Below are 26,144 nucleotides of genomic sequence, written 5' to 3' on the forward strand. Positions count from 1 at the left end.
TTCAGTACTTGTTCGTCAGGACAGGGCCGCGCTTTGTCGCAATTCGGACCACAACTTTCCCCGGGAACGGTATCCATGAGTTCGAAAACACCGGCCAGACCCGAAAACGGGTTTATATCGCCTTTCAGGTTGACGCTTGTAGCTCAAGGTCTATTGCTGTTGGGTGGCGCCCACACTGCAGCGGCCCAAGACGCCACGCATTCTGTATTCAACCCGGCCTTTTTTCCCGGCGGGGCAGCGGGCTTGCAGGTCGACATTTCAAAGTTCAACCAAGGCAACGTCGTGCTACCCGGCAGCTACCGTGCGGAGGTTTATCTCAACGGCCAATGGATAGGCAGAGAGACGCTATCGTTCAAGGCCATGGACGGACAAGACACTGCGCAGATGTGCCTTGAGCGTGACGCGCTCTTCAGGTTCGGCATCGACATGGAGGCGGTCGACAGGCAATCGACCGACGCCGTATTTTCCGCATGCGCCGATATTGCCAGCTACCTGCCAGGCGCCAGCAGCCGGTTCGATTCTGGTGAAAATCGCCTTGACCTGCAGATCCCGCAGATTTACCTCGCACGCAAGGCTCGGGGCTATATCGATCCCAAACACTGGGACAGTGGCATCGACGCAGCCTTCGTGCGTTACAACGCCAACACCTTTGCCACCCAAACCAGGCATCAGTCGCTCAACTCCAACTACCTGGGCCTGAACACCGGGCTCAACCTGGGCGACTGGCATTGGCGCCACAACGGCAGCTACAGCCAATCATCGGTGGGCTCTGGCTACCAGAGCAGCAGCACCTACGTTCAGCGTGAAATGAGCTCGCTGCAGTCTCAATTGATGGTCGGCGAAATCTACACGCCGGGCGAGCTGTTCGACAGCGTCCGCCTGCGGGGTGCGAGCCTGTTCAGTGATGACCGGATGCTGCCTGATTCCCAGACCGGTTTTGCCCCCGTGGTGCGCGGCGTTGCCGAGACCAACGCGCGGGTTACCGTGCGCCAGCGCGGGGTACTGCTGGATGAGGTGTCGGTGGCGCCCGGGCCGTTTGTACTCAATGATTTATTCCCTACCGGATATGGCGGCGACCTGACCGTCACGATCACCGAGGCGGATGGCCGTCAGCGGGAGTTCATCGTCCCCTTTGCGGCCAACGCCAACCTCCTGCGACCCGGCCACCACCGCTATTCGCTGAGCATCGGCCAGCTCGATGAACTTGGCCTTCGGCACCCTCCCACACTGATGCAGGCGACCTACCAGCATGGCCTCAGCAATCTACTGACCGGCTATACCGGCGCGGTGGTGGGCCAAGACTACAATTCACAATTATTGGGAACGGCACTCAACACGCCATTGGGTGCGGTGTCGTTTGACTTGACCCACTCCAATGCCCATGTACCTGGGCACGGTTCGCGGGAGGGACAAAGCCTGCAACTGCGCTACAGCAAGAATTTCGCAGACACCGGCACTCACTTCGCATTGGGGGCCTACCGCTATTCCACTGAAGGGTTCCTGAGCGTAGGCGATGCCGCACGGATTCGCGACCTTGCCATCGACGGACTCAGCCTCGACAGCGTCTCGCGCCTGCGCGACAGAATGGACATAAGCCTCAACCAGAGCCTGGGCAACGGCTCGGTTTACCTGACCGGTTCTTCGCAAAACTATTGGAACCGCACAAGTGGCAACCTGACCTTTACCGCGGGATACAGCGGCACCTGGAAGGGCCTTCACTATACCGTCAGTGCACAGCGCACCCGTGACCTGTTGAGCGACCGAGTCGACAAGCAGGTGGATCTGACCTTGAGCCTGCCCCTGGGCAGCGGCGCGCGTTCGCCGACCCTGACCACCACGGTCTATCACGGCGACCAAAACAGTGGCGAGCGCGTGAACGTCGGCGGCAGCCTTGGCGAACGCAGCGAATTCAGCTATGGCCTTGGTGCCAGTCGAACCCGAGGCAGTGGTAACGCCGCGAGTGCCGATATGAAATACCAGGCCAGTCATGGCGTGCTGTCTGCCGGTTACGGGCAGAGCAGCGACTACCGCTCGGTATCGCTGGGGATGACCGGCGGCATCGTTGCCCACGCCGGCGGCGTGACCTTCGCTCCGGAGCTGGGCGACACCATCGGCATCGTCCAGGCGCCCGACGCCCAGGGTGCGCGGATCAACGGTAACCACAGCGCGCAAGTCGGTAACAGCGGCTACGCCGTGGTACCCCACCTTACCCCGTATCGCCAGAACGTCGTGGAGCTGGACCCGAAGGATCTTTCGGTCGATGTGGAACTCAAGACCGCCGCCCAGAACGTAGCGCCCCGTGCCGGTTCGGTGGTGAAGCTTAAGTTCGAGACGGTCAGCGGCCAGGCCATGTTGATCACGGCACTGCGCGAGGATGGCAGCTCCTTGCCGTTTGGTGCGGATGTGTTTGATGAGGACGGCGCGAGCGTCGGGGTGGTCGGGCAGGGTGGTCAAGCCTTTGTTCGAGTGTCTCGTACACAGGGACCATTGACGATCAAGTGGGGCCCCCATGCCGGCGCCGCATGCCAGTTGCATTACGACTTGGGCGCACAGTCGAACATTGCCGGCACCCAACGGTTGCTTAATCTCGACGCGGGCACCTGCCGGCTCGATACAGCACAGCACATGCCACCGTCGAGCGAGCGCAATGCAAGCAGTTGATCCGGCGCAGGCAAGCACGCCCAGTGCACTGCTTGCCTGCAACCGCCCTATTTCTTTTGCGGGACTGAAGATGAAACGCGCCATACAACTCATGTCAACAGTGCTGGTCCTTGGCTCGCCGATTGCGGCTCAAGCGGCGTGTGACAGGTATCAGAACGACACATTCACACTCACCCTTCCGTCCACAATCGTCGTACCGGACAGCCTCCCAGTGGAGTCTGAAATTGTCATTAAGGAATTCACTGGTACGGCACCCAATTACACCATGAATTGCGGCCACACTTTAGGAACGATCACCGGGCGCTACAGCGCAAGGTCTCACGTAAAGTACTACGAGACCGAAGTTCCTGGTGTGGGTGTACACATGCGCATCCGACATTCCGGCTCGCTTTACCCTTTCTTTGCCATGCAGAGCCTACAACGCACATTCAGCGGCCCCATCACCAGCTTCATGGCCGCGGAGTTGAGGTTCTATAAAGCCGGGCCTGTAACAGACGGGACAGTGCCTGCCGGTAACATTTGGGTGAAGAGACTGGATAACCGTCCGGAGAGTTTTACCCTGAGGCTCGGCAACGCAGTGCGCTTTGTCAGGCCCGCCGCCACCTGCGACCTGGCAACCGGCGACGTCAACCGCACGATCTCGCTCGACCCGGTGCAAGTCGGCGCATTCAATAACGCAACGACCGCGGGCCCACGCAACTTCGAGTTAACCGCAAACTGCACCAACGCTTCCAACGTGACCTTCCGCTTTTCCGGTACCCCCGCACCTGGCAATGATCGGCTCTTCGCCAATACGGGCACTGCCGGTGGCGTCGCCCTGTGGCTGTATTCGCGCATTGGCGGTGGCATCCAGAACATCCTCGCCAACGGCACCGAAAACACCCGCACGGTGCCGGTCTCCGGGGGGCGCGCGGTGCTGCCGCTGGGTGCGGCCTATCACAAGAACGGCACGGTCAGCCAAGGCAGGCTCGAAACGACCGCGACCGTCAACATCACCTATAACTAAAAACCTGAGGAGTATGTAATGAGGATTCGAGCCCTGCCCCTGCTGCTGGCTATCACCGCGAGCCTGGCCGCCACTGCGGTCCAGGCCGCAACCACGGGCACCTTGCGCTTTACCGGCCAGGTCAATGCCGGCACCTGCAACCTGGCCGCCGGTGATGTGACCCGCACCATCACCCTGCCCTCGATCAAAGTATCGGATTTTGATTCATCCGAAGAAGTGGGTACGACAAATTTCGACATTACCGCCGAGTGCGAATCGGACATTCAAAATGTGTTCTTTCTGTTCGCGGGCACTCCGTCCAGCGGCAACGGCGCATTGTTCGCCAACACCGGAACCTCAGCCGGGACGGCGCTCTCGCTTTCCCACCGAAACGTCGCTGACATTCCCGCCAATGGTTCTGTCGCCCAGCGCACCCGCCAGATCGCCACAAGCGGCGCAAGAGCGTTGTTACCGATGAATGCGTCGTACCGGAAAACCGGCTCCGCGATTACCGCAGGTACCCTGGACAGCACTGTCACCGTTTCCATCACTTATAATTGATGGGGTAACCGCGCACAAAAAAAATGCCCAGCTTTTGCAGGCCGGGCATTTTTTGCGCGTCCCGGAAAAATCAGGACTGACTGGTTGGCGTCGGGGTGACCGGCGTTGCAGTCGGGGTGGCGGCAGGCGTGGGTGCCGACACCGAGTTGGCCGCCGAAGCAGCCGGTGCCGTGGTTGCCGGCTTGGCGGCAACAGCAGGCTTAGGCGCTGCCGTTTTTTTCGCTGCAGCTGGCTTTTTCGCCGCAGCAGGTTTGGCGGCTGGCTTGGCCACCGGTTTCGCGGCGGCGGGCTTGGCTGCAGGTTTAGCAGCGGCAGGCTTGGCCGCGGGTTTGGCGGCTGCGGTTTTGGCTGCGGGCTTAGCGGCCGGTTTTGCGGCGGCCTTGGCTGCTGGCTTGGCCGCAGGTTTGGCAGTTGCTTTCGCAGCCACGGGTTTAGCTGTGGTCTTGGCAGCCGGTTTGGCCGCTGCGGTTTTGGCAGCCGGTTTAGCGACTGCTTTTACAGCTGCCTTGGCCGCGGGTTTTGCAGCTGGCTTGGCGGCAGCTTTCACCAGAGGTTTGGCAGCCGTTTTAGCCGCTGGTTTGGCAGCGGCCGTTTTTGCAGCAGGCTTGGCTGCCGGCTTAGCTGCAGCCGCTTTCACAGGAGCCACTTTGGCACCGGTGAGTTTTTCGATCTGCTTGGTCAGGGTATCGACCTTGCCGTGCAATGCCTTCAATTCAGCTTTACTCGGCACGCCCAGGCGCGAAATAGCACTGTTGAGGCGCTTGTCCAGCGCCCCTTCAAGCTCGCCCCAAGTACCCAATACCTGTTTCTTCGCATCGCTGATGCGCGAACCGGCAGTCGTTTTAGCAGCGCCTACTTGTTTACCGACTGCGCTCTTGGTCAACTTCTCGGCTTTCTCGCCGTCTTTAACCAAGGTCTCGAAGAGTTTGCTGCCGTCACTGTCGATCTTCGAGTAAACGCCTAAACCAGCCAGCCAGATCTTGCGGGAGTATTCTTCAACTTTCCCGACCCACGAGCTGCCTTCTTTCTGAGTAGTCTTTTTAACAGCCATCCCGATGTCTCCTTAGTGTTTACGCGCGACACGTTCGAGCAATGCCGTCAGCTCTTCGAGCTTAGCAGAGAGTGTCTCCACGTCATGTTTAGACGCAATGCCAATTCGATTCAAGGCACTGGCAACGCGAGTATCAAAAGCTTTTTCAACTTTATCCAGCTGAACTTCTACCAGACCTTTGACCGCGGAGACATTACTCTTTACTTGATCAATCTGACTGTTGGCCGCATCAAGTTGTTCCACTGCAACTTTTTTTCCTTTACTTTCAACATGTTGACCGGTTTTAACCAGCTCTTTGAAGTAGTCGCCGCCCTCGCTGCCGACCTTCGCGTAGGCACCAAGACCCGCCAACCAGATCTTGCGGGCATAGGTTTTAACGTCACTCAACGCGCCGGTCTGAGCATCGATTTTTTTCTTCAGGATAACTTTGGCCATGGTGCACCTCACGCAGAAAAGGGGGGAGGAACGGCCCGCAGGAGTTGAGGACCTGGGCACAAAGTAGGCTGGAAAATTAGAATCGGCACCCTAAGTACTCGCGCATCAGGCCAAGGCTTTATCCAGGGCTTTCTCGATTTCGGACTTGATGGTGCCACTCATGGCCGACATCAACAGGCCCAGTTCCACATCAATGCGCAGCGAATCATCCGCCACCAACACGGTGCCTTTAACCCCCGAACGCTTGAGGTTCAAGGTATCGCCGGACCACGAGGGCTCCAGGCCATATTGCTCCTGGAGTTTATGCGCCAACTTCTCGGCCTTTGCGCGTGCCCCTTCTTTACCCAGGGAATGCGCACGCTCAACGGTTATACGGGCCATTGCAATGACTCCTCTTTATAGGGATTTGAATACCTTGAATGCGGCAAAAGGTCTCGGTGCCTGCCTATCTTACCTGCAGCCTTGCCAAGACAAAGCAGGCCTTGGGGATTATCATGTCCCGCATTCTCTTTTGGTGACAGCGATATGACTGATCAGCGCAAAGGCAGCGATGCCGAACCCACCACTCACTTCGGCTTCAAGAACGTCCCGGAAAGCCAGAAAGCGGAAAAAGTCGCTGAGGTATTCCACTCCGTGGCGGCCAAGTACGACCTGATGAACGACGTGCTCTCCGGCGGCATGCACCGCCTGTGGAAACGCTTCACCATCGAGCTGTCGGGTGTACGCACCGGCAACCGCGTGCTGGACATCGCCGGCGGCACGGGCGACCTGGCGGCCAAGTTTTCCAAGCTCGTCGGCCCTACCGGCCAGGTGGTGCTGGCGGACATCAACGGCTCGATGCTCAAGGTCGGCCGTGACCGCCTGCTCGACAAAGGCGTGGCCGGCAATATCGAATTCGTCCAGGCCGACGCTGAAAAGCTGCCGTTCCCCGACAACCATTTCGACTGCGTGACTATCGCCTTCGGCCTGCGCAACGTGACCCACAAGGAAGACGCGATCCGCTCGATGCTGCGCGTCCTCAAGCCGGGCGGTCGCCTGTTGGTACTGGAGTTCTCCAAGCCGACCAACGCGCTGATGTCCAAGGTCTACGACACCTACTCCTTCGCCTTCATGCCGTTGATGGGCAAGCTGATCACCAATGACGCCGAAAGCTACCGCTACCTGGCCGAATCGATCCGCATGCACCCCGACCAGGAAACCCTGAAGTCGATGATGGTAGAAGCCGGTTTCGACCGCGTGACCTACCACAACATGACTTCGGGCATTGTCGCCCTGCACCGTGGCATCAAGCCCTGATGCTGCTCAAAGGCCTTCTCGCCAGCGTCGAACACGGTATCAACCGTGTACTGCGCCTGGACAGCACCGCCCTGGCACGGCTCGCGCACTTGAACGGCAAGGTCATCGCCGTGGACTGCACCAGCCCCGCCCTGCAGCTGTTTATCCTGCCCAGCGATGAAGGCCTGCTGCTCGCCACTCAATGGGCTGCCGAAGCCGACTGCACCCTGCGTGCACCGGCCTCCAGCCTGTTGCACCTAACGCTGAGCCGCAACAAGACCGCCATCCTCCACGGCCCCGAAGTGCACCTGGAAGGCGACAGCGCGGTCCTGATGGACCTGGCCGCCGTACTGCAGGACCTGGAACTGGACTGGGAATACGAGCTGTCCCGCTGGATCGGCCCCGTCGCCACCCAGTTGATCAGCGGGCACCTGCGCAGTCGCACGCGCTGGTACCAGCAGGGGTTCGCCAGCCTCAACCAGAACCTTGCCGAATACCTGAGCGAAGAATCGCGCACCCTGGTCGGAGAACGCGAAGCGCAAGCGCGCTTTCGTGAGCTCGACAAGGCCAAAATCGACCTGGAACGCCTCGAGGCCCGCTTCGAGCGCCTGAGCCGTTCCCTTGATCCAAGCGATAACGCATGAAGCTGCTCGCCGTCCGCCGTTTGTTCCGTATCCAGCGCGTCGTAATCCGCTACCGCCTCGATGACCTGCTGTTCGCCCTGCCTTTGCCGTGGTTCCTGCTGGCGGTGCGCTATGTGCTGCCGTGGCGCTGGTTCCCGCGCAAGCAGCTGGAGTTGAGCCGGGGCGCGCGCCTGCGCCTGGCGTTGCAGGACCTGGGGCCGATCTTTATCAAGTTCGGGCAGATCCTCTCCACGCGCCGCGACCTGCTGCCCGAAGACATCGCCGACGAACTGATGCTGCTGCAGGATCGCGTGCCGCCGTTCGATTCGCAGCAGTCGATGAAGCTGATCGAGGAGCAGCTGGGCAAGAAGATCAGCGAGGTGTTCAGCCGCTTCGACGTCGAACCGCTGGCCTCGGCCTCGGTGGCGCAAGTGCACGCCGCGCAGTTGAAGAGCGGCGAAGAAGTGGTGGTGAAGGTGATTCGCCCGGGCCTCAAGCCGATCATCGGCCAGGACCTGGCGTGGCTGTTTATCCTGGCCCGCGCCGCCGAACGTTTCTCTGCCGATGCGCGCCTGCTGCACCCGGTGGACGTGGTCGCCGACTACGAAAAAACCATCTACGACGAACTCGACCTGCTGCGCGAAGCGGCCAACGCCAGCCAGCTCAAGCGCAACTTCGAAGGCTCGCCGCTGCTGTACGTGCCGCAGGTGTATTGGGACTGGTGCCGCCCGAAAGTGCTGGTGATGGAGCGCATCTACGGCGTGCAGGTCACCGACCTCGCGACCCTGGCCGACCAGCGCACCGACATGAAGATGCTTGCCGAGCGCGGCGTGGAGATCTTCTTCACCCAGGTGTTCCGCGACAGTTTCTTCCACGCCGACATGCACCCCGGCAATATCTTCGTCAGCACCGTCAACCCGTGGAGCCCGCAGTACATTGCGATCGACTGCGGCATCGTCGGCAGCCTGACCCCGGAAGACCAGGACTACCTGGCGCGCAACCTGTTCGCCTTCTTCAAGCGCGACTACCGCCGCGTGGCGCAGTTGCACATCGATTCGGGCTGGGTGCCGGCGGAAACCAAGCTCAATGAATTCGAAGCGGCGATCCGCACCGTGTGCGAGCCGATCTTTGAAAAGCCACTGAAAGATATCTCCTTCGGCCAGGTGCTGATGCGCCTGTTCCAGACCGCGCGGCGCTTCAATATGGAAGTGCAGCCGCAGTTGGTGTTGCTGCAAAAGACCTTGCTCAATATCGAAGGCCTGGGCCGCCAGCTGTACCCGGACCTTGACCTGTGGAACACCGCGCAGCCTTTCCTGGAACGCTGGATGCGCGAGCGCATGAGCCCCAAGACCATGCTGGGCAACTTGCATAGCCAGATGGAACAACTGCCCCACCTGGCCAACATGACCCGCGACCTACTGGAGCGCATGTCCCAGCCCCACGCCAAAGACCCGGAACCGCCATGGCGCAAGCGCAAGGACGATTGGTTCCTGCGCCTGCTGGGCGCCGCGCACCTGGTGGGCGGGGCAATGCTGGCCATTGGCGGACCGCTGAACCAACTGGGCCACTGGCCGGCCGGCATCATGGTCGCCGTGGGTGTTTATCTGATCGTGCGTCGATAGCCCATCCGGTTATACACTGTCGCAAATTGCCGGAGCCGAAGATGAAAGACTGGCTGGACGAGATCAAGTGGGACAGTGACGGCCTGGTGCCGGCCATTGCCCAGGACTACAAGACCGGGCGCGTGCTGATGATGGCCTGGATGAACCGCGAGGCCCTGAGCCTCACCGCCACTGAGCAGCGCGCCATTTACTGGTCACGTTCCCGTGGCAAACTGTGGCGCAAGGGCGAAGAGTCCGGGCACGTGCAGACCCTGCACGAGATGCGCATCGACTGCGACGCCGACGTGGTGATCCTCAAGGTCGAGCAGATCGGCGACATCGCCTGCCACACCGGCCGCCACAGCTGCTTCTATCGCGTGTTCGAGAACGGCGAATGGAAGGTTGTAGAGCCGGTGCTCAAAGACCCGCACGCCATCTACTCGCCAGGACACTGAACATGAGCGATACCCTCAACCGTGTGGCCCAGGTGCTGGAGGACCGCAAAGGTGCGGACGCCGACAGCTCCTACGTCGCCAGCCTGTACCACAAGGGCCTGAACAAGATCCTGGAAAAACTCGGCGAAGAGTCCATCGAGACCATCATCGCGGCCAAGGACGCGCAAATCAGCGGCGATTGCAGCGATGTCATCTATGAGACCGCCGACTTGTGGTTCCATAGCCTGGTCATGCTCGCCCAACTGGGGCAGCATCCACAGGCCGTGCTGGATGAACTGGACCGTCGCTTCGGCTTGTCCGGGCACGCCGAAAAGGCATCGCGCCCGTCCGCCTGAATAACTTTTACTAGAGGATTTGCAGCATGGGCATTTTTGACTGGAAACACTGGATCGTCATTCTGGTAGTGGTGGTACTGGTATTCGGCACCAAGAAACTCAAAAACCTCGGCACCGACGTGGGCGAGTCGATCAAGGGCTTCCGTAAAGCCATGAACGACGATGAGAAGCCTGCCGACCCGGCCGCCAACCCGGTGCCACCGGCCCAGCCTGTACACCCCCAGGCCACCCAGCCGATCACCGAGCGTCGTACCTTCGACGTGCAGGCTGAAAAAGTCGAAGAGCCGACCCGCAAAGACTCGTGAGCACTGACTAATGTTTGGTATCAGCTTCTCTGAACTGCTGCTCGTCGGCCTGGTTGCCTTGCTGGTACTGGGGCCGGAACGCCTGCCCGGTGCCGCGCGCACGGCCGGCCTGTGGATCGGGCGCCTGAAACGCAGTTTCAACGCCATCAAACAGGAAGTTGAACGGGAAATCGGCGCCGACGAGATCCGTCGCCAACTGCACAACGAACATATTCTGTCGCTGGAGCAGGAAGCCCGGAAGATCCTGTCGCCGGTGCAGGAGCCCGCCAAACCGGTGGAGCCTGGGGCCGAGCACAGCATCGCGCCTGCGGTGGATACCCCGCCCGCCGCCCCGACCCCGACCGCTCCAACCGAGCCTGCGCCGACGCCCGCTGCGTCGCCCGCGCCCCATGACCCTACATTGCCGCCGCGAGCCCCATGAGCGCTGATAAACCGGAAAACGACCAGCATATGCCGCTGGTCTCGCACCTGACCGAGCTGCGGACCCGCCTGCTGCGTTGCGTGGCCGCGATCTTCGTGATCTTTGCCGGGCTGTTCGCCTTTACCCAGCAGATCTACACCTTCGTCTCCACGCCGCTGCGCCAGTACCTGCCGGCCGGCGCGACGATGATTGCCACCGATGTGTCATCGCCCTTCCTCACACCGTTGAAGCTGACGATGATGGTCTCGCTGTTCCTGGCGATCCCGGTGATCCTGCACCAGATCTGGGGCTTTATCGCGCCGGGCCTGTACAAGCATGAGAAGCGCATCGCCGTGCCCTTGCTGGTGTCGAGCATCCTGCTGTTCTACACCGGCATGGCCTTCGCCTACTTCCTGGTGTTCCCGTTGATCTTCAAGTTCTTCGCCGCCGCCACCCCGGCCGGCGTGGAGATGATGACGGACATCACCAGCTACCTCGACTTCGTGATGACGCTGTTCTTCGCCTTTGGCGTCGCCTTCGAAATCCCCGTGGCCGTGGTGTTGCTGGTGTGGATCGGCGTGGTCAACGTGCAGTACCTGAAGAAGATCCGCCCGTACGTGATCATCGGCTGCTTCGTGGTCGGCATGATCCTCACGCCGCCGGACATCTTCTCCCAGACCCTGCTGGCCGTGCCGATGTGGATGCTGTTCGAGATCGGCATCCTGTTCAGCGGCCTGATCAGCAAGCGTGGCGATCACCCGGATGACCAACCCGCAGACGACGACCAGCCGCCAGCGACCCAGCCGTGAACCTGCTGCTGCTGTTCGATGCCGACTTTATCGCGGCCGACCGGGTGATCCTGCGTGATCGGCGCCTGGTGCATATGCAGGAAGTCCACCGCGCCGCCGTAGGCGACAGCCTGCGGGTCGGGCGCCTTGGCGGGTTGATGGGCAACGCGCAATTGCTGCGCCTGGAAGCCCGCGAAGCCGAACTGCAAGTGAGCTTCGACCAACCACCGCCGGTCAAACTGCCCCTGACCCTGCTGCTGGCCCTGCCACGTCCGAAGATGCTGCGCCGGGTCCTGCAAACCGTGGCGGCCATGGGCGTGCCGAAAGTGGTGCTGGTCAACAGCTACCGGGTGGAAAAAAGCTTCTGGCAGACCCCCTTCCTGGAGCCCGAGGCCATTCGCGAACAACTGATCCTCGGCCTGGAACAGGCGCGGGACACGGTACTGCCGCAAATCGTTATCGAAAAGCGCTTCAAGCCCTTCGTCGAAGACCGCCTGCCGGCCATGACCGCAGGCACCCTTGGCCTGATTGGCCATCCAGGCGACTACCCAGCCTGCCCCCGTGGGCTGGATGAACCGGTCACCCTGGCCATAGGCCCGGAAGGTGGCTGGATCCCCTATGAGGTGGACCTGCTGGCCAAGGCCGGCTTGCAGCCGGTGCAATTGGGCGCCCGCATCCTGCGCGTCGAAACGGCCGTCACCGCCCTGCTCGCCCGCCTTTTCTAACCACACCGCATAACCCTGTGGGAGGGGGCTTGCTCCCCCCACAGGGGACAGCGTCGCTACAGAATTCCGTATGCAAGCCGATAACCCGTGAATAAGTCCAAGCTTTGTTCCAGGGGAGTTCGCAGCATGTATCGTTGGTTAGCCGAAAAACTGGGGAATGTCAGCGTCAAAACCAAGCTGGCGGTGGGCTTTGGCCTGGTATTGCTGTTGACACTGATGATCACCTTCACCGGCTGGAGCGGCCTGGGCGACGTGATCAGCCGTGGTGACAAGCTGGGTTACATCTCCAGCCTCAACGGCTTGACCAAAGACCTGCGCCTGGCACGCCTCGACTACGAGATGCGCCGTGGCGAACAAGGCCCGACCGCCGTCAGCGAGCTGCTGAACAAGCTGGACACTGGCCTGAAGACCGCACGCAGCCTGATCGAACAACCCACGGATGCCGCCCTGGTCGATGAGCAATTGGCCGCCGTGGACCAGTACAAGCGCGCGTTCAACGATATGGTGCAGGCAGGCACCAACCGCGAAAATGCCCGCAGCAAGCTGGGCGATACCGCCGATAATGCGGTACTCAAGGTCAGCGAAGTGGAGAAATCCCTGCTGCAAGGCGACAGTGTCACGCTGTTCAACAGCGTGGTGGACCTGAGCAAACTGATCCAGCAAGCGCGCTTCCAAGTACGGGGCTACACCTACAGCGGCAAGGTCGAGGCCGAGCAGCCCGCGCTGGATGCCATCGACAACGCGCTGAAAAAAATCACCAGCCTCACCAGCCAAATACCTGATCAGTATTCAGCCAACCTGCAACAGGCCAGCGTCTCACTGCAAGCCTACCGCGCCGCCGTCAGCCAATACCGCGACTCTCAAGTGGCCAGCGCAGCGGCACTCAAGACCATGTCTGCCCAGGGCGATATCCTGCTGGGCCACAGTGACAAACTGACGGTTTCCCAGACCGCGGTACGCGATGCGGATGCCGCGCAAGCCAAATACTTGCTGCTAATGGCCACCGTGCTGGCGCTGATCTTCGGCCTGGTTGCCGCCTGGGCCATCACCCGCCAGATCATCCTCCCCCTGAACCAGACCCTGCAGGTCGCCGAGCGTGTCGCGTCGGGCGACCTGAGCCACAACCTCACCTCCTTGCGCCAGGATGAGCTGGGCCAATTGCAACGCGCCATGCAAAGCATGACCATGGGCCTGCGCGAGTTGATCGGCGGCATCAGTGAAGGGGTCACCCAGATCGCCAGCGCTGCCGAGCAACTGTCGGCCGTGACCGAACAGACCAGCGCCGGGGTCAACAGCCAGAAAGTCGAGACCGACCAGGTGGCCACCGCCATGAATGAAATGGCCGCTACCGTGCAGGAAGTGGCGCGCAATGCCGAGGAAGCCTCGGAAGCCGCGCTGGCCGCCGACCAGCAGGCCCGTGAAGGCGACAAAGTGGTCGGCGAAGCGATCGCCCAGATCGAACGCCTCGCCACTGAAGTCGGCAACTCCACGGTCGCCATGGCCGATCTGAAGCGCGAAAGCGACAAGATCGGCAGCGTGCTCGATGTGATCAAGTCCGTGGCCCAGCAAACCAACCTGCTGGCCCTCAACGCAGCCATTGAAGCGGCACGGGCCGGTGAGGCCGGACGCGGTTTCGCGGTGGTGGCCGATGAAGTACGCAGCCTGGCCCAGCGCACCCAGAAGTCCACCGAAGAGATCGAAGAGCTGATCGTCGGCCTGCAAAGCGGCACCCAGCAGGTGGCGAACATCATGGACAACAGCCGTGGCCTCACCGACAGCAGTGTCGAGTTGACGCGCCGCGCCGGCAGCGCCTTGGAGAACATCACACGCACGGTCTCGACCATCCAGGCGATGAACTCCCAGATCGCCACCGCCGCCGAGCAGCAAAGCGCCGTGGCGGAAGAGATCAATCGCAGTGTGTTGAACGTGCGTGATATCTCCGAGCAGACGGCTTCGGCCAGTGAAGAGACTGCCGCATCGAGTACCGAACTGGCGCGCCTGGGCACCCATCTCCAGGCGCTGGTCGGCCGCTTCCGGGTCTGACCCCTTCCCCGCGTGGCGACCCGCCCTGGGTCGCCGCCTGCAATCTGTGAAATTTCCTACGCGTTTATCAGCCCCACCTCTGCGCCGAGAGAACTAGCGTTCAATTCAGCTCAATGTGCCTGCGCATGTTGAGAACGCCCACTGTTCACTTGTCGGAGGTTGATCATGCTTCGTCGAATGACTTACCTGTTGGGTGACGCCAGTGTCACTCTCAAACTGGCCCTGGGCTTCTCCCTGGTCCTGGCATTGAGCCTTGTGATTGCCGTGACTGGCTGGCAGGCGCTGGCCGCGTCCCTTTACCGCTCGCAAACCCTGACCGTGCTCGCGCAACTGGCCGTGACGGGTGAAGAACTGCGGGCCGACAGAATCGTCTACCGAACCCTGGACGATACCAACAGCCTCAACAAATTGAGCGTGAGCATAGAAAAAATAGACGGGCTCCTGAGCGAGCTTTCCAACCGGCTCAAAGTCCCCAAATCCATTCAATACCTGCAGGAGATGACCCGCCTCTCCGCAACGTTTAAAACCACGCTCAAGGAGGTGCCTGCCCTGGTCGAGAAACGTGAGAGTGCCCGTGAACAACTGAAGCAGAGCTCCGTACGCACCGGTGACGTGCTGGCACAACTGGCCAGCGACTTACCCGACCAGGAGGATGAAAAAGCCCTCGATGCCATCGAAAACCTGCGCCAGGCCATAGAGCAGGCGGAGGATCGCGCCCAAACCCCTGCCTGGGCCGCCAGCTCGCTGGATGCCTACGCCCAGGCCGTCAGCGACGCCGAGCGCAACCTCGAACTCGCCCAGGCTGGCGTAGCAAAATTGCCGGTCGACAGCGGTGCCCTGAAAAATACCGTGCTCAGTATCCGCACCCACCTCACACGCCTCAAGGACACGCAACTCACAACCGAAGGCGCGCAAAATCAATTGGAACAGCAGCTGGACCAACTGCTCGCCCAGAGCGATCTCTTGAGCCAGGACCAGACTCAACGACGCGAACGCGAAGCCGAACAAGCCCGCACCCAAACCCTTGGTACGACCGCTGCCGCCTTGCTCCTCGGAGCCCTGGCGGCCTGGCTGATTGCCGGGCAAATCGTGAAACCGTTGCGCAAAGCGCTGTCCGCCGCCAATCGCATTGCGCAAGGCGACCTGAGCCATGACGTGCAATCCCGACGGCGTGACGAGTTGGGTCAACTGCAACGCAGCATGAGCCAAATGACGCTGAACCTGCGGGGGCTGATTGGCAACATCAGCGACAACGCGCGGCAAATTGCCAGCGCCGCCGAGGAGCTCTCCACCGTGACCGAACAAACTCGCGCAGGGGTGAATAATCAGCGCGATGAAACCGAGCAGGTCGCCGCCGCCATGAACCAGATGCTCGCCACCGCCCAGGAGGTTGCGCGCCACGCCGAGCAGGCGTCCCTCGCCGCCGGACAGGCCAATCAACAGACTGAGCTGGGCGATCAGGTGGTGACGGATGTCGTGGCGCAAATCGAGCACCTTGCCCATGAAATGGCGCGCGCAGGCCAGGCCATGATTGGGCTGCAACGGGAAAGCCAGAAAATCAGCAGCGTGCTGGATGTGATCAAGTCCGTGTCACAGCAGACCAACCTGCTGGCGCTCAACGCTGCGATAGAAGCCGCACGGGCCGGCGAGGCCGGTCAAGGCTTCGCGGTGGTCGCCGATGAGGTGCGCGGTCTCGCCCAACGGACCCAGCAGTCCGCCGAGGAAATCGAAGAGCTGATTGGCGGCCTGCACAGCGGAACCCAACAAGTGGCCGACATCATGGATTACAGCCGCACCCTGACCGACAACAGCGTCGGCCTGGCCCGCAACGCCGGGGACTCCCTGACGGAGATAGCCCGCACGGTGTCGGTCATCCAGGAAATGAACCCGCAGATCGCCGCTGCCGCCGAGGAGCAAAGTGCGGTGGCCGAAGAGATCAATCGCAGCGTATTGAAAGTACGCGACGCCTCGGAGCAAACCGCCGCCGCCAGTGAACAGACGGCAGCGGCCAGTATCGAACTGGCGCGGCTGGGAACGGATTTGCAGCAATGCGTGGGGCGGTTCAAGGTATGAACGCCCCGCGCCCTATAGCACCTGGCGCAGGAACGCCTGGGCACGCGGGTCTTTGGGCGCCGCGAAGAACTCGGCCGGGGCCGCATCTTCCAGCAACTTGCCATGATCGAAGAACAGCACCCGGTCCGCCACTTCACGGGCAAAACCCATTTCGTGAGTGACGCAGACCATGGTCATGCCTTCCAGGGCCAGGGTCTTCATCACGTCCAGCACCTCGCCGACCATTTCCGGGTCGAGGGCCGAGGTGGGCTCGTCGAACAGCATCACCTTGGGCTCCATCGCCAACGCCCGGGCAATCGCCACGCGCTGTTGCTGGCCACCGGAAAGCCGCGACGGGAACTCGTTGGCTTTCTGCGCAATGCCGACCTTTTCCAGCAGCGCCAGGGCCTTGGCTTCGCGCTCTTTCTTACCGCGCTTGCGCACGACTTTTTGCGCCAGGCACAGGTTTTCCAGCACGGTCATGTGGGGGAACAGGTTGAAGTGCTGGAACACCATGCCGACTTCACGGCGATAGGCATTCACATCGGTTTTCGGGTCGGCCAGTTGCAGGCCATCGATGCTCACCGAGCCGGAATCGAACTCTTCCAGGCCATTGAGGCAACGCAGGAACGTGGACTTGCCGGAGCCGGACGGGCCGATCACCACCAACACTTCGCCCTTGGCCACCTGGGTGGTCACATGGTCCACCGCGCGCACCACATGCCCGCGGGTATCGAAGACTTTTACCAGATCGCGGACTTCAATCACTTTGGGCGAGCCTCCGCTCAAGCCGGCTGGCCATTTTCGACAGCGGCAGGTTGATCAGCAGGTACAACCCTGCGACGCAGAACAGGATTTCAAACGGCGAGAACGAGGTGGTGATCACTTCGCGACCGCTTTTGAGCAGCTCGGTAATCGCGATCACCGAGACCAGCGAGGTGTCTTTCACCAGGCTGATAAATTGCCCCGCCAGCGGCGGCAACACGCGCTTGAAGGCCTGCGGCAGCACCACATGACGCATCGACTGGCTGGCGCTCAGGCCCAGGGAGCGAGCCGCCTCGTTCTGGCCACGGGTGATGGACTGCACCCCCGCGCGGACGATTTCCGCCACATAGGCGCCGGTGAACAACGACAGGGCGGCGATCCCGGCGAATTCCCGGGACAGGTTGAGCACCGTGCCGATAAAAAAGTAGAAAATGAAGATCTGCACCAACAGTGGCGTACCACGCACCAGCTCGACGTAGATCGTCGACAGATCGCGCAGGGTCGGGTTATTGGACAGTCGGCACAACCCGGTTGCAAGACCGATCGCCAGGCCGAGAATCCCGGATACCACCGACAGCCACAACGTGGTCCACAGCCCCCACATCAAGGGGCCCAACACCCAATGGCGGTTAACCCCGATGACATCGCCTTCGGCCACATCATCGCCGCGCGCCACTTGCAGGCTGTTGTCGGCCACGCTCACGCGTTGTTCGACGCCGGCATCGTTGCGCAGGGTGACTTCGGCCACATCGCCCTTGCGGACCAGCTCCACGACAGTGGAGATGTCCGCAGCGCGCTGGGACTCTTCGGCCTGGTAGGCGAAGTATTGCGGGACCCGGTTCCAGCGCCATTCGTAGGACATCAGCGAGGTAGCGTAGTACAAGGCGCCAGCCAGGCCGACCAGCACGACGACGGTCAGCAGGTGCCAGGGCCATTGGGCTTTTTTCTGTTTCATCTACTCAGCATCCAAAAAATTCGAGGCCCGCACACTTGAGGTGGCAAGCCCGCTCCCCACATCAAGCCCTCTCGCAACAGAAAACAGTCCCGCTTTATTCCATGTCCTTGAGCCACTCGGAGCTCTTGAACCACTTGTCATGGATGCGATCGTAGGTGCCGTCGTTCTTGATCTGGTGCAGGAAATTGTTGATGAAGTTGATGCTGTCGTAGTCACCCTTCTTCAGGCCGAACGCCAGGGGTTCAAAGGTGAAGGGTTCTTCGAGGAACACCAGCTTGCCGTTACCGACTTTTTTCTCGGCGACCACGTTGTATGGCGCGTCATACACGAAGGCATCGGCCTTGCCGTTGACCACGTCCAGCACACCTTCCTGCTCGTTGTCATAGCCGTGGTACTTGGCCTTGGAGATCAGCTTCTTGGCGACCATCTCACCGGTGGTGCCGAGCTTGGAGGTCAGGCGGTACTTCTCGTCGTTCAGGTCTTTGTAGGACTTGATGGTGCCTTCCAGCTCCTTGCGGATCAGCAGGGTCTGGCCAACCACAATGAAGGGTTCGCTGAAGTTCAGGCGCAGGTTGCGTTCCTGAGTCAGGGTCATGCCGCTGCCGATCATGTCGAACTTGCCGGTGAGGAACGCCGGGATGATGCCGTCATAGCCGGTGGACACCAGCTCCAGCTTGACACCCATGGACTTGGCCATGGCCTTGAGGATATCGACCTCGAACCCAATGATTTCGCCGCGTTTGTCGGTCATTTCGAACGGCATGTAGGTCGGGTCCATGCCGACTTTCAGCGTGCCGCGCTTGACCGCATCATCGATGGCACCGGCCTGGGCGGCATTGGCCGCAACCAGCGCGGCGACGCCGAGCAGCAGCATCGAAAGATACTTTTTCATCATCAAGTCCCCTGAACGATTCTTATACGGTCGGCGCGCAAAAGGGCTGCACCAATTCGGGGTGCGATCCTAACCCACTCATTGCCTGTCACAAAGGTTTCACGGGTATTTGTTATCTGCGTATGTCGGAAAAGTCCCACAACAACGCAGCCAGCTGCTGGGATAGACGCTTGCGTTGGTAGCGCTGGCAACGGATTGATGTGTAAGAAGTTATGACTTCCAGTCGACCTCTACCAGCCAGTCCATGTCCTTGAACCACTTGTCGTGCAAGCGATCGTAGGTCCCGTCCTGGGCGACTTGATTGAGGAAATGGTTGATCCAGTTGAGGCTGTCAAAATCGCCTTTCTTCACGCCAAACGCCAAGGGTTCAAAGGTGAACGGCTGTTCAAGCGCCAGCAGCTCGCGGTTTTCCGGCAAGCTCAGGGCGATCAGGTTGTAGGGCGCATCGTAAATAAAGGCATCGGCGGCACCGTTCACCACTTGGCGCACAGCTTCCCGGGGCGTTGCAAAACTGCTCAAGCGCGCCGCCCCCAGGAAGCGTTGCGCCGCCGCCTCGCCAGTGGTGCCCTGGACGGTGGTGACACGGTAAGTGGCGTCGTCCAGGTCTTCGACACTGGCGACCTTGTCCTTCAGGCTGGGGTGCAGCAACACGGTTTGCCCCACCACGATAAAGGAGTCGCTGAAATTCAGCTTCAGGTTGCGCTTCTGGGTGACGGTCATGCCGCTGCCGATCAGGTCGAACTTTTTCGCCTGTAGCCCAGGCAGCAACTCGGTATAGGGCACGCTGACCAATTCAAGCTCAACGCCCAGGGCCTGGCTCATCACCTTGAGCAGGTCGATTTCAAAGCCAACGATACGGCCCTCTTTATCGGTCATTTCAAAGGGGACATAGGTGGGCGTAGTACCCACTTTCAACACACCACGCCGAACCGCATCGTCGATGGCACCGGCCTGCACCAGACCAGCGTGAATCAATGCAATAACGCCGATCAGCAATGCCGAACAATACCTTTTGATCATGAATCCCCCTGTGACCGAGTCAAATTTGGGGGGCGATCCTACCCCACTCGCGGGCACGCAAATACGCCTCGGACAAGGGACTTTTGTTTCGAAATAACAAGGAGTTAGAGCGATAGAGAAACGCTGTAGGACCAGCGCTTCGAACGCCCCCGAAGTGAACCCTCGGGGGCGCCTGAATCAGGCCGGTTGGGCCTGGGACGACAGCGGTTGCAGCGGCAGTAACGGCGCGTGCGGGTCGGCCTTGATCGAATTACGCCAGGCAGCGAGCCACTCGGCATGCCCTTCGCTCCAGATCTGCTCATGCAAGCGGGCCAGGGCTACCGGGTCGCTGAGCAACGCCAGGCGTTCGCCGTTGTTGAGGCCGGCAGGGCCGACTTTCAACGCGTGGCGCACACGCTCGGCACGCAGGTACTCGATCGGCTCGGCCTGACCGTGACGCGAGGTCGCCAGGGCACAGGCCAGGGCGTTCTGCTGCGGGTCGACCACCGAGCGCACAAAGCCGTCTTTCAGCGCGTGCCAACGGTTTTCGTGGGTGTACTTGTCGGTGGACAGCAACGCTTGCGGCGGATTGTATTCCTCAGGGATCAGGAACAGGCTCTCATCGCGGGACTTCAGGCCAAGGTTGACCCGGCTGGAGATCACCGACACCGGGATCGACAGCATCAACGAACCGACGATCGGTACCAGCCACCACAGGAAGCTCGGGTTCAACCACACCACCAGCAGGGCCCAGAAGAAGCCCAGCAGGGTCTGCGTGCCGTGACGCTTGATCGCTTCGCCCCACGGGGTGGAGTCGTCGTCACGCTGCGGCGAGTTCCAGGTCGCGGCCCAGCCGAGGAACGCGGCGAGCACGAAACGGGTGTGGAAAATCATCCGCACCGGCGCCAGCAGCATGGAGAACAGCATCTCCAGCAGCATGGACATCGTCACCTTGAACTTGCCACCGAACTCCTTCGCACCCTTGGCCCAGATCAGGATGATGCTCAGCAACTTCGGCAGGAACAGCAGCACGATGGTGGTGGAGAACAGCGCCACCGCCTTGTCCGGATGCCATTGCGGCCACAGTGGGTACAACTGGCGTGGCGCCATGAAGTACTGCGGCTCCATCAAGGTGTTGACCGCCAGCAAGGCCGTCGACAGCACCAGGAACAGGAACCACAACGGCGCCGACAGGTAGGACATCACACCGGTCAGGAACACCGCGCGGTGCACCGGGTGCATGCCCTTGACCAGGAACAGGCGGAAGTTCATCAGGTTGCCGTGGCACCAGCGACGGTCACGCTTGAGTTCATCCAGCAGGTTCGGCGGCAGTTCTTCGTAGCTGCCCGGCAGGTCGTAGGCAATCCACACGCCCCAGCCGGCACGGCGCATCAGCGCCGCTTCAACGAAGTCGTGGGACAGGATGGAACCTGCGAACGCACCTTTACCCGGCAATGGCGCCAGGGCGCAGTGCTCGATAAACGGTTTCATGCGGATGATCGCGTTGTGACCCCAGTAGTGGGATTCACCCAACTGCCAGAAGTGCAGGCCGGCGGTGAACAGCGGGCCGTACACCCGGGTGGCGAATTGCTGCATGCGCGCATACAGGGTGTCCATGCCCGACGCACGCGGCGCGGTCTGGATAATCCCGGCATCCGGCGTGGCTTCCATCAGGCGCACCAGGCTGGTCAGGCATTCGCCGCTCATCACGCTGTCGGCGTCGAGAACCACCATGTACTTGTAGTCGCCGCCCCAACGACGGCAGAAGTCGTCGAGGTTGCCGCTTTTACGCTTCACGCGACGGCGACGGCGGCGATAGAAGATCTTGCCGAAGCCACCCGCCTCACGGCAGACGTCGAGCCAGGCTTGCTGCTCGGCGATGCAGATGTCGGCCTCGTTACTGTCGCTGAGCACGAAGAAGTCGAAACGATCGAGGTCACCGGTGGCGGCCACCGATTCGAACGTCGCGCGCAAACCGGCGAATACCCGCGGCACGTCTTCGTTGCAGATCGGCATGACCAGCGCGGTGCGCGCCTCTTTCGGGATCGGCTCGTCGCCGGCACTTTTACCGGAAATCCGGTATTTATCGTGGCCGGTGAGCAGTTCGAGGAAGCCCATCAATGCAGTCCAGAAACCGGCCGAGACCCAGCAGAACAAGATTCCGAACATGATCAGGATGCTGGTCTGCAGGGCGTAAGGCAGCACCTGGGTGGCGGTTTGCAGCAGGGTCTGGTTGCGGATCTCGTCGAAGTCGACCAGCGACCAGCCCTGGTACGGCATGATGCCTTTCATGTACCAGCCGGCCACGATGGTCTGGCCGAGCATCAGCACCAGCAGGATATAACGACGAATCGAACCCACGGTACGCCAGCGGGCCGCCGGCAATACGCGCTCATCCTTCGGCGGGGTCGGCGGGTTGCTGCGGCCGGTGATCCGTCGCCAGCCGCGCACCAGGATATTGGTGCGCCACGGTTCAGGCACCACGCGGGTACGGCGGATGGGCGGCGTGGCCTTGAGGCACACGCGCCCACTGGCGTCGAGCCCGAGCATTTCGGCGTCTTGCAGCTCTTCGGCCGTGCTGAGGGTCAAGCGGCGACCCACCGACGCCTGGGCGGCGTCGACGGGTGCATCGAACGCCTTGGACGACAAGCGCTCGTGCAACTCGGTGAAGGATGTGCAGCCCGCCAACTCGGCGCGCTGCTCAGCGGTCATCGGAAGATGCGCCAGGTACTCGGAGAGAGTCTCTGGCTGGACTTGAGAATTACTCATCGGCAGGCAACTGATAGCTCCAGGTTTCGGTCAGGACTTGCTCGGTCTTGATCGGCTCCGGTGTGGCTGGGGCAGCTTCTGGCTGCTTGGCTTCCTTGTCTTTCGCGTCTTTCTTGGCCTGTTTATCATGCTGCTTGGCCAGGACCTTGTCGGCCTTCAGCACCTGGGTGGAAACATGCTCAGGCTCAGGCGGCGTGATGTCCTGGACCAGGGCTGCACGCATCTCGGTCGGCTTGCCTGCGTCCTTGATCTTCATACGCAGGGTCAGGCGCCAGCCTTTGGTGTGTTCGTTGTAGCGCACGCTGTTTTCTACCAGCTCCGCGTTGTCACTCACGCTCACCTGGCTGCGCACCGGGGCGTCCGGCAGCAGTTTCTTCAAGGACGGGCCCTCGAAGTCCACCAGGTAAGCCACGCTGCCATCCGGCTGACGGATCAGGTTGGATTGCTTCACGTCACCGGTGGAGCGCAGGGTCTGCTTGACCCAGGCGCTGTCCGGCGAATGGAACGCGGCATCATCGAGGGTCCAGTGCAGGCGGTAGGCCACTTCCAGCGGCTTGCCGACTTCCGGCAACTCGGCCGGGCTCCAGAACGCAACGATGTTGTCGTTGGTTTCATCGGCAGTCGGGATCTCGACCAGGTCGACGGAGCCCTTGCCCCAGTCGCCTTCAGGCTCGATCCACGCGCTTGGACGCTTGTCGTAGTTGTCGTCGAGGTCTTCGTAGTGGCTGAAGTTGCGACCGCGTTGCAGCAGGCCGAACCCACGCGGGTTCTCCACGGTGAAGTTGCTGACCGACAGGTGTTTAGGGTTGTTCAGGGGGCGCCAGATCCACTCGCCGTTGCCGGCATGGATCGACAGGCCGCTGGAGTCATGCAACTCGCGACGGTAGTTGAGCACCTTGGACGGCTGGTTGGCGCCGAACAGGAACATGGAGGTCAACGGGGCAACGCCCAGCTTGCTGACCTTGTCACGCAGGAACATCTGGGATTTCACATCGACAACCGTGTCGGTGCCCGGACGCAGGATCAGGCGATAGGCGCCGGTCGCACGTGGGGAATCCAGCAGGGCAAAGATCACCAGGTGCTTGTCACCCGGTTTTGGACGTTCGATCCAGAACTCGGTGAAACGCGGGAATTCTTCACCCGACGGCAGCGCGGTATCGATCGCCATGCCACGGGCGGACAGGCCATAGACCTGGTCCTTGCCGACGACGCGGAAATAGCTGGCGCCGAGCATGGTCATGATTTCGTCTTGCTTGTCGCCCTTGTTGATCGGGTACAGCACACGGAAACCGGCGTAACCCAGCTGTTCGGTGGCTTTAGGATCAAACTTCACGTCGCCGAAATCGAAGCGAGTCGGGTCGTATTTGATTTCCTGGACGCTGTCGGCGGTCACTTCGTTGATTTTCACCGGTGTATCGAAATGCATACCCTGGTGATAGAAGGACAACTTGAACGGGGTGTTCTGATCGGCCCATTCGGCTTTTTCATTGCGGAAACGAATCTTCTGGTAGTCCGCGAACTTCATTTCGCGGAACTCGTTCGGCAGATTGCTGCGCGGAGCTTCGTATTTCTGCCCGGCCAGCTCTTTTGCCTTGGCCGACACATCATCCAGACTGAATGCCCACAGTTGACCCGCGCCGAACAGGCAAAACAGGGCGGAGCCCGTCACCAGTGCGTTTCGTAACCGTTTGGCAGACAATTTTGGTGCATTACAGGGACTAACAATCACGAGCAACCCTCGCCGAAAACAGATCAAAAAACCAACGGCCAGCTATCTATATGCCAGGTTGGCGAGCATTGTTCCGACTCCCCAGGGTCCAAATGATTCCCCTGAGGCCGTCGGACAAGTCTCTACCTAAGTCAAAAATGGACCAAACAACGCTGATCCCCGTAGCGCGCGATTATCTAGTAGCCCGCGAGACAACGCATCAGGGACAACGAAGTATTTGTAGCGAAACCCTACGTTTTTGGGCATTAAAGTCGTTTTTAATACATTCATGTCTGTAAGAGAAAGGTCACAGGGCCATCATTGACCAAATGCACCTGCATATCCGCACCAAAACGCCCCGAGGCCACCTTGCCATGCAATTGTTGCGCTTGTAACAGCAAGTGATCAAAAAGCGCCGCTCCCAGGGCCGGCGGCGCAGCGGTTGAGAAGCTTGGCCGCAGGCCGCTCTTGGTATCCGCCGCCAGGGTGAACTGCGACACCAGCAGCAATCCGCCATCGATATCCTTCAACGACAGGTTCATCTTGCCCTCGTCGTCGCTGAACACCCGGTAGTTAAGCAGCTTGTGCAGCAGTTTGTCGGCGCTCTCGGGCGTATCTGCAGGTTCGACGGCCACCAGCACCAGCAAACCTTGGTCAATCGCTCCGACGATTTCGTCCGCCACTTCGACCCGGGCGCTACGCACCCGTTGCAGCAAGGCCTTCATGCTTCTTCTGGCGGCAGATCAAGCAGGCGCCGTGCCATTTCGCCGGTCGCGCGCACCAGTGCATCGGTAATCCCGGGCTCGGACGCCGCATGACCCGCTTCACGAATGACCTGCAGTTCGCTGTTCGGCCATGCCTGATGCAGCTCCCAGGCGTTATCCAGCGGGCAGATCATATCGTAGCGGCCATGGATGATGACGCCAGGCAGATGGGCGATCTTGTGCATATCGCGAATCAGCTGGTTGGGCTCCAGGAAGGAGTTGTTGGTGAAGTAGTGGCACTCGATACGGGCGATGGACAGCGCGCGCTGAGGCTCGGAAAAACGCTCCACGTGCTGCGGGCTCGGGCACAGGCCGAGCATGCGCCCTTCCCAGCCGGACCAGGCCTTGGCGGCGTGCATCTGGGCGATCTGGTCGTTGCCGGTCAGGCGCTTGTGGTAGGCCGCGATCATGTCGTGACGCTCATCGGCGGGAATCGGCGCGATGTAGTCCTGCCAGTAGTCCGGGAACAGGCGGCTGGCACCAGCCTGGTAGAACCATTCGATGTCCTGGGGGCGGGCGAGGAAAATACCGCGCACGATCAGGCCATGCACACGTTCGGGGTGGGTTTGCGCGTAGGCCAGGGCCAGGGTCGAGCCCCAGGAGCCGCCGAACAGCACCCATTTGTCGATGCCAAGATGTTCGCGGATGCGCTCGAGGTCGGCGACCAGGTCCCAGGTGGTGTTGTTTTCCAGGCTCGCGCGCGGGGTGGAACGGCCGCAGCCACGCTGGTCGAAGGTGACGATGCGGTACAGGCTGGGATCGAAATAGCAGCGGCTCTGGGCATCGCAACCGGCGCCAGGGCCACCGTGGATGAATACGACAGGCAAGCCTTCGGGGGAGCCACTTTCATCGACGTACAGCGTGTGGGTGTCATCGACGGCCAGATCGTGCCGGGCGTAGGGTTTGATCTGCGGGTACCAAGTCTGCATTGCGCGCTCCGTAGGGGGTCGGGTTCATCCCTGGGGGGACGTCTTTTATTTTGCCGTCTGGCACTATA

25 protein-coding genes and 1 pseudogene are annotated in these 26,144 nt (G+C 61.0%); 15 read left to right on the forward strand and 11 right to left on the reverse strand.

Annotated features, from left to right (window positions below; all coding sequences use genetic code 11):
• Positions 1 to 75: 75 nt before the first annotated feature.
• The 3 genes from PspCFBP13509_RS04970 to PspCFBP13509_RS04980 all read left to right on the forward strand — a co-directional run bounded on the left by PspCFBP13509_RS04970 (position 76) and on the right by PspCFBP13509_RS04980 (position 4,207).
• Positions 76 to 2,661 (forward strand): fimbria/pilus outer membrane usher protein, encoded by a 2,586-nt coding sequence (locus PspCFBP13509_RS04970; RefSeq protein WP_083244881.1) that lies wholly within the window; start codon positions 76 to 78, stop codon positions 2,659 to 2,661.
• 70 nt (positions 2,662 to 2,731) lie between these two features.
• The gene (locus tag PspCFBP13509_RS04975) at positions 2,732 to 3,667 is read left to right on the forward strand and encodes a fimbrial protein (RefSeq protein WP_065925849.1); all 936 of its coding nucleotides are present in this window, start codon (positions 2,732 to 2,734) and stop codon (positions 3,665 to 3,667) included.
• An 18-nt stretch (positions 3,668 to 3,685) separates the two neighbouring features.
• On the forward strand, positions 3,686 to 4,207 hold the full coding sequence (locus PspCFBP13509_RS04980) for a fimbrial protein (RefSeq protein WP_065925722.1): 522 nt from the start codon (positions 3,686 to 3,688) through the stop codon (positions 4,205 to 4,207).
• A gap of 70 nt (positions 4,208 to 4,277) precedes the next feature.
• Here the strand turns inward: PspCFBP13509_RS04980 and PspCFBP13509_RS04985 are convergent, their stop codons facing one another.
• The 3 genes from PspCFBP13509_RS04985 to PspCFBP13509_RS04995 all read right to left on the reverse strand — a co-directional run bounded on the left by PspCFBP13509_RS04985 (position 4,278) and on the right by PspCFBP13509_RS04995 (position 6,074).
• The gene (locus tag PspCFBP13509_RS04985; protein WP_137211644.1) at positions 4,278 to 5,258 is read right to left on the reverse strand and encodes a phasin family protein; all 981 of its coding nucleotides are present in this window, start codon (positions 5,256 to 5,258) and stop codon (positions 4,278 to 4,280) included.
• A gap of 12 nt (positions 5,259 to 5,270) precedes the next feature.
• Positions 5,271 to 5,693, reverse strand: a complete 423-nt coding sequence (locus PspCFBP13509_RS04990) for a phasin family protein (protein ID WP_027605028.1) — start codon at positions 5,691 to 5,693, stop codon at positions 5,271 to 5,273.
• A 105-nt stretch (positions 5,694 to 5,798) separates the two neighbouring features.
• The gene (locus tag PspCFBP13509_RS04995) at positions 5,799 to 6,074 is read right to left on the reverse strand and encodes a polyhydroxyalkanoic acid system family protein (protein WP_027605029.1); all 276 of its coding nucleotides are present in this window, start codon (positions 6,072 to 6,074) and stop codon (positions 5,799 to 5,801) included.
• A gap of 144 nt (positions 6,075 to 6,218) precedes the next feature.
• Here PspCFBP13509_RS04995 and ubiE point away from each other — a divergent pair, with 144 nt between their 5' ends.
• The 12 genes and pseudogenes from ubiE to PspCFBP13509_RS05050 all read left to right on the forward strand — a co-directional run bounded on the left by ubiE (position 6,219) and on the right by PspCFBP13509_RS05050 (position 16,316).
• Positions 6,219 to 6,989, forward strand: a complete 771-nt coding sequence (ubiE, locus tag PspCFBP13509_RS05000; protein WP_003171186.1) for a bifunctional demethylmenaquinone methyltransferase/2-methoxy-6-polyprenyl-1,4-benzoquinol methylase UbiE — start codon at positions 6,219 to 6,221, stop codon at positions 6,987 to 6,989.
• Positions 6,989 to 7,612, forward strand: a complete 624-nt coding sequence (locus PspCFBP13509_RS05005; protein WP_065925724.1) for a ubiquinone biosynthesis accessory factor UbiJ — start codon at positions 6,989 to 6,991, stop codon at positions 7,610 to 7,612. Before ubiE ends, PspCFBP13509_RS05005 begins: the two co-directional genes overlap by 1 nt.
• Complete coding sequence (ubiB, locus tag PspCFBP13509_RS05010) at positions 7,609 to 9,213, forward strand: ubiquinone biosynthesis regulatory protein kinase UbiB (RefSeq protein WP_065925725.1); 1,605 nt, start codon at positions 7,609 to 7,611, stop codon at positions 9,211 to 9,213. Before PspCFBP13509_RS05005 ends, ubiB begins: the two co-directional genes overlap by 4 nt.
• A 41-nt stretch (positions 9,214 to 9,254) precedes the next feature.
• Positions 9,255 to 9,647, forward strand: a complete 393-nt coding sequence (hisI, locus tag PspCFBP13509_RS05015) for a phosphoribosyl-AMP cyclohydrolase (RefSeq protein WP_065946664.1) — start codon at positions 9,255 to 9,257, stop codon at positions 9,645 to 9,647.
• 2 nt (positions 9,648 to 9,649) lie between these two features.
• A complete protein-coding gene (locus PspCFBP13509_RS05020; protein WP_027605032.1) occupies positions 9,650 to 9,982 on the forward strand; it encodes a phosphoribosyl-ATP diphosphatase in 333 nt (110 codons plus the stop codon).
• 26 nt (positions 9,983 to 10,008) lie between these two features.
• Positions 10,009 to 10,287 carry a twin-arginine translocase TatA/TatE family subunit gene (locus tag PspCFBP13509_RS05025; protein WP_003171180.1) on the forward strand — a complete coding sequence of 93 codons (279 nt, stop codon included), beginning with the start codon at positions 10,009 to 10,011 and terminating at the stop codon, positions 10,285 to 10,287.
• 10 nt (positions 10,288 to 10,297) lie between these two features.
• Entirely contained in the window at positions 10,298 to 10,708 is a 411-nt protein-coding gene (tatB, locus tag PspCFBP13509_RS05030) for a Sec-independent protein translocase protein TatB (RefSeq protein ID WP_065946665.1), read from the forward strand.
• Positions 10,705 to 11,496, forward strand: a complete 792-nt coding sequence (gene tatC, locus PspCFBP13509_RS05035; RefSeq protein ID WP_027605034.1) for a twin-arginine translocase subunit TatC — start codon at positions 10,705 to 10,707, stop codon at positions 11,494 to 11,496. Before tatB ends, tatC begins: the two co-directional genes overlap by 4 nt.
• Positions 11,493 to 12,200 (forward strand): 16S rRNA (uracil(1498)-N(3))-methyltransferase, encoded by a 708-nt coding sequence (locus PspCFBP13509_RS05040; protein ID WP_065946666.1) that lies wholly within the window; start codon positions 11,493 to 11,495, stop codon positions 12,198 to 12,200. Before tatC ends, PspCFBP13509_RS05040 begins: the two co-directional genes overlap by 4 nt.
• Positions 12,201 to 12,416: 216 nt before the next feature.
• A pseudogene (locus PspCFBP13509_RS32080) lies at positions 12,417 to 13,388 on the forward strand (methyl-accepting chemotaxis protein); the annotation flags it as partial.
• A gap of 141 nt (positions 13,389 to 13,529) precedes the next feature.
• Complete coding sequence (locus PspCFBP13509_RS32085; RefSeq protein ID WP_370671261.1) at positions 13,530 to 14,243, forward strand: methyl-accepting chemotaxis protein; 714 nt, start codon at positions 13,530 to 13,532, stop codon at positions 14,241 to 14,243.
• 165 nt (positions 14,244 to 14,408) lie between these two features.
• Positions 14,409 to 16,316 carry a methyl-accepting chemotaxis protein gene (locus PspCFBP13509_RS05050; protein ID WP_137211645.1) on the forward strand — a complete coding sequence of 636 codons (1,908 nt, stop codon included), beginning with the start codon at positions 14,409 to 14,411 and terminating at the stop codon, positions 16,314 to 16,316.
• Between the two features lie 12 nt (positions 16,317 to 16,328).
• Here the strand turns inward: PspCFBP13509_RS05050 and PspCFBP13509_RS05055 are convergent, their stop codons facing one another.
• From PspCFBP13509_RS05055 to pip, 8 genes are all read right to left on the reverse strand, one after another.
• The gene (locus tag PspCFBP13509_RS05055) at positions 16,329 to 17,063 is read right to left on the reverse strand and encodes an amino acid ABC transporter ATP-binding protein (RefSeq protein ID WP_027605038.1); all 735 of its coding nucleotides are present in this window, start codon (positions 17,061 to 17,063) and stop codon (positions 16,329 to 16,331) included.
• Positions 17,056 to 18,015: an amino acid ABC transporter permease gene (locus tag PspCFBP13509_RS05060; RefSeq protein WP_137211646.1), complete on the reverse strand. Its 960-nt coding sequence runs from the start codon at positions 18,013 to 18,015 to the stop codon at positions 17,056 to 17,058. Before PspCFBP13509_RS05060 ends, PspCFBP13509_RS05055 begins: the two co-directional genes overlap by 8 nt.
• Positions 18,016 to 18,109: 94 nt before the next feature.
• Positions 18,110 to 18,907 (reverse strand): transporter substrate-binding domain-containing protein, encoded by a 798-nt coding sequence (locus PspCFBP13509_RS05065; RefSeq protein WP_065925731.1) that lies wholly within the window; start codon positions 18,905 to 18,907, stop codon positions 18,110 to 18,112.
• Positions 18,908 to 19,117: 210 nt separating this feature from the next.
• Complete coding sequence (locus tag PspCFBP13509_RS05070; protein ID WP_065946669.1) at positions 19,118 to 19,927, reverse strand: transporter substrate-binding domain-containing protein; 810 nt, start codon at positions 19,925 to 19,927, stop codon at positions 19,118 to 19,120.
• Positions 19,928 to 20,104: 177 nt separating this feature from the next.
• On the reverse strand, positions 20,105 to 22,675 hold the full coding sequence (gene mdoH / locus PspCFBP13509_RS05075) for a glucans biosynthesis glucosyltransferase MdoH (protein ID WP_065946670.1): 2,571 nt from the start codon (positions 22,673 to 22,675) through the stop codon (positions 20,105 to 20,107).
• Positions 22,668 to 24,347: a glucan biosynthesis protein G gene (locus PspCFBP13509_RS05080; protein ID WP_235865643.1), complete on the reverse strand. Its 1,680-nt coding sequence runs from the start codon at positions 24,345 to 24,347 to the stop codon at positions 22,668 to 22,670. The genes mdoH and PspCFBP13509_RS05080 overlap by 8 nt, the downstream gene beginning before the upstream one ends.
• A 323-nt stretch (positions 24,348 to 24,670) precedes the next feature.
• A complete protein-coding gene (gene dtd, locus PspCFBP13509_RS05085; protein ID WP_065925734.1) occupies positions 24,671 to 25,108 on the reverse strand; it encodes a D-aminoacyl-tRNA deacylase in 438 nt (145 codons plus the stop codon).
• Positions 25,105 to 26,076: a prolyl aminopeptidase gene (gene pip / locus PspCFBP13509_RS05090; RefSeq protein WP_137211647.1), complete on the reverse strand. Its 972-nt coding sequence runs from the start codon at positions 26,074 to 26,076 to the stop codon at positions 25,105 to 25,107. The genes dtd and pip overlap by 4 nt, the downstream gene beginning before the upstream one ends.
• Between the last annotated feature and the right edge of the window lie 68 nt (positions 26,077 to 26,144).

Origin of the sequence: Pseudomonas sp. CFBP13509 (genome assembly GCF_005233485.1) — a bacterium.
Taxonomy (GTDB): domain Bacteria; phylum Pseudomonadota; class Gammaproteobacteria; order Pseudomonadales; family Pseudomonadaceae; genus Aquipseudomonas; species Aquipseudomonas marginalis.

What these genes read in the sequence shown, in the direction of transcription:
- PspCFBP13509_RS05070 (WP_065946669.1), bottom strand. Translation starts at nt 19,927, where the DNA reads ATGATCAAAAGGTATTGTTCGGCATTGCTGATCGGCGTTATTGCATTG.
- dtd (WP_065925734.1), bottom strand. Translation starts at nt 25,108, where the DNA reads ATGAAGGCCTTGCTGCAACGGGTGCGTAGCGCCCGGGTCGAAGTGGCG.
- PspCFBP13509_RS05005 (WP_065925724.1), top strand. Translation starts at nt 6,989, where the DNA reads ATGCTGCTCAAAGGCCTTCTCGCCAGCGTCGAACACGGTATCAACCGT.
- PspCFBP13509_RS05025 (WP_003171180.1), top strand. Translation starts at nt 10,009, where the DNA reads ATGGGCATTTTTGACTGGAAACACTGGATCGTCATTCTGGTAGTGGTG.
- PspCFBP13509_RS04990 (WP_027605028.1), bottom strand. Translation starts at nt 5,693, where the DNA reads ATGGCCAAAGTTATCCTGAAGAAAAAAATCGATGCTCAGACCGGCGCG.
- hisI (WP_065946664.1), top strand. Translation starts at nt 9,255, where the DNA reads ATGAAAGACTGGCTGGACGAGATCAAGTGGGACAGTGACGGCCTGGTG.
- PspCFBP13509_RS04970 (WP_083244881.1), top strand. Translation starts at nt 76, where the DNA reads ATGAGTTCGAAAACACCGGCCAGACCCGAAAACGGGTTTATATCGCCT.
- tatC (WP_027605034.1), top strand. Translation starts at nt 10,705, where the DNA reads ATGAGCGCTGATAAACCGGAAAACGACCAGCATATGCCGCTGGTCTCG.
- ubiB (WP_065925725.1), top strand. Translation starts at nt 7,609, where the DNA reads ATGAAGCTGCTCGCCGTCCGCCGTTTGTTCCGTATCCAGCGCGTCGTA.
- PspCFBP13509_RS04980 (WP_065925722.1), top strand. Translation starts at nt 3,686, where the DNA reads ATGAGGATTCGAGCCCTGCCCCTGCTGCTGGCTATCACCGCGAGCCTG.
- pip (WP_137211647.1), bottom strand. Translation starts at nt 26,076, where the DNA reads ATGCAGACTTGGTACCCGCAGATCAAACCCTACGCCCGGCACGATCTG.
- mdoH (WP_065946670.1), bottom strand. Translation starts at nt 22,675, where the DNA reads ATGAGTAATTCTCAAGTCCAGCCAGAGACTCTCTCCGAGTACCTGGCG.
- PspCFBP13509_RS05020 (WP_027605032.1), top strand. Translation starts at nt 9,650, where the DNA reads ATGAGCGATACCCTCAACCGTGTGGCCCAGGTGCTGGAGGACCGCAAA.
- ubiE (WP_003171186.1), top strand. Translation starts at nt 6,219, where the DNA reads ATGACTGATCAGCGCAAAGGCAGCGATGCCGAACCCACCACTCACTTC.
- PspCFBP13509_RS32085 (WP_370671261.1), top strand. Translation starts at nt 13,530, where the DNA reads ATGAATGAAATGGCCGCTACCGTGCAGGAAGTGGCGCGCAATGCCGAG.
- PspCFBP13509_RS04995 (WP_027605029.1), bottom strand. Translation starts at nt 6,074, where the DNA reads ATGGCCCGTATAACCGTTGAGCGTGCGCATTCCCTGGGTAAAGAAGGG.
- PspCFBP13509_RS05065 (WP_065925731.1), bottom strand. Translation starts at nt 18,907, where the DNA reads ATGAAAAAGTATCTTTCGATGCTGCTGCTCGGCGTCGCCGCGCTGGTT.
- tatB (WP_065946665.1), top strand. Translation starts at nt 10,298, where the DNA reads ATGTTTGGTATCAGCTTCTCTGAACTGCTGCTCGTCGGCCTGGTTGCC.
- PspCFBP13509_RS04985 (WP_137211644.1), bottom strand. Translation starts at nt 5,258, where the DNA reads ATGGCTGTTAAAAAGACTACTCAGAAAGAAGGCAGCTCGTGGGTCGGG.
- PspCFBP13509_RS05050 (WP_137211645.1), top strand. Translation starts at nt 14,409, where the DNA reads ATGCTTCGTCGAATGACTTACCTGTTGGGTGACGCCAGTGTCACTCTC.
- PspCFBP13509_RS05060 (WP_137211646.1), bottom strand. Translation starts at nt 18,015, where the DNA reads ATGAAACAGAAAAAAGCCCAATGGCCCTGGCACCTGCTGACCGTCGTC.
- PspCFBP13509_RS04975 (WP_065925849.1), top strand. Translation starts at nt 2,732, where the DNA reads ATGAAACGCGCCATACAACTCATGTCAACAGTGCTGGTCCTTGGCTCG.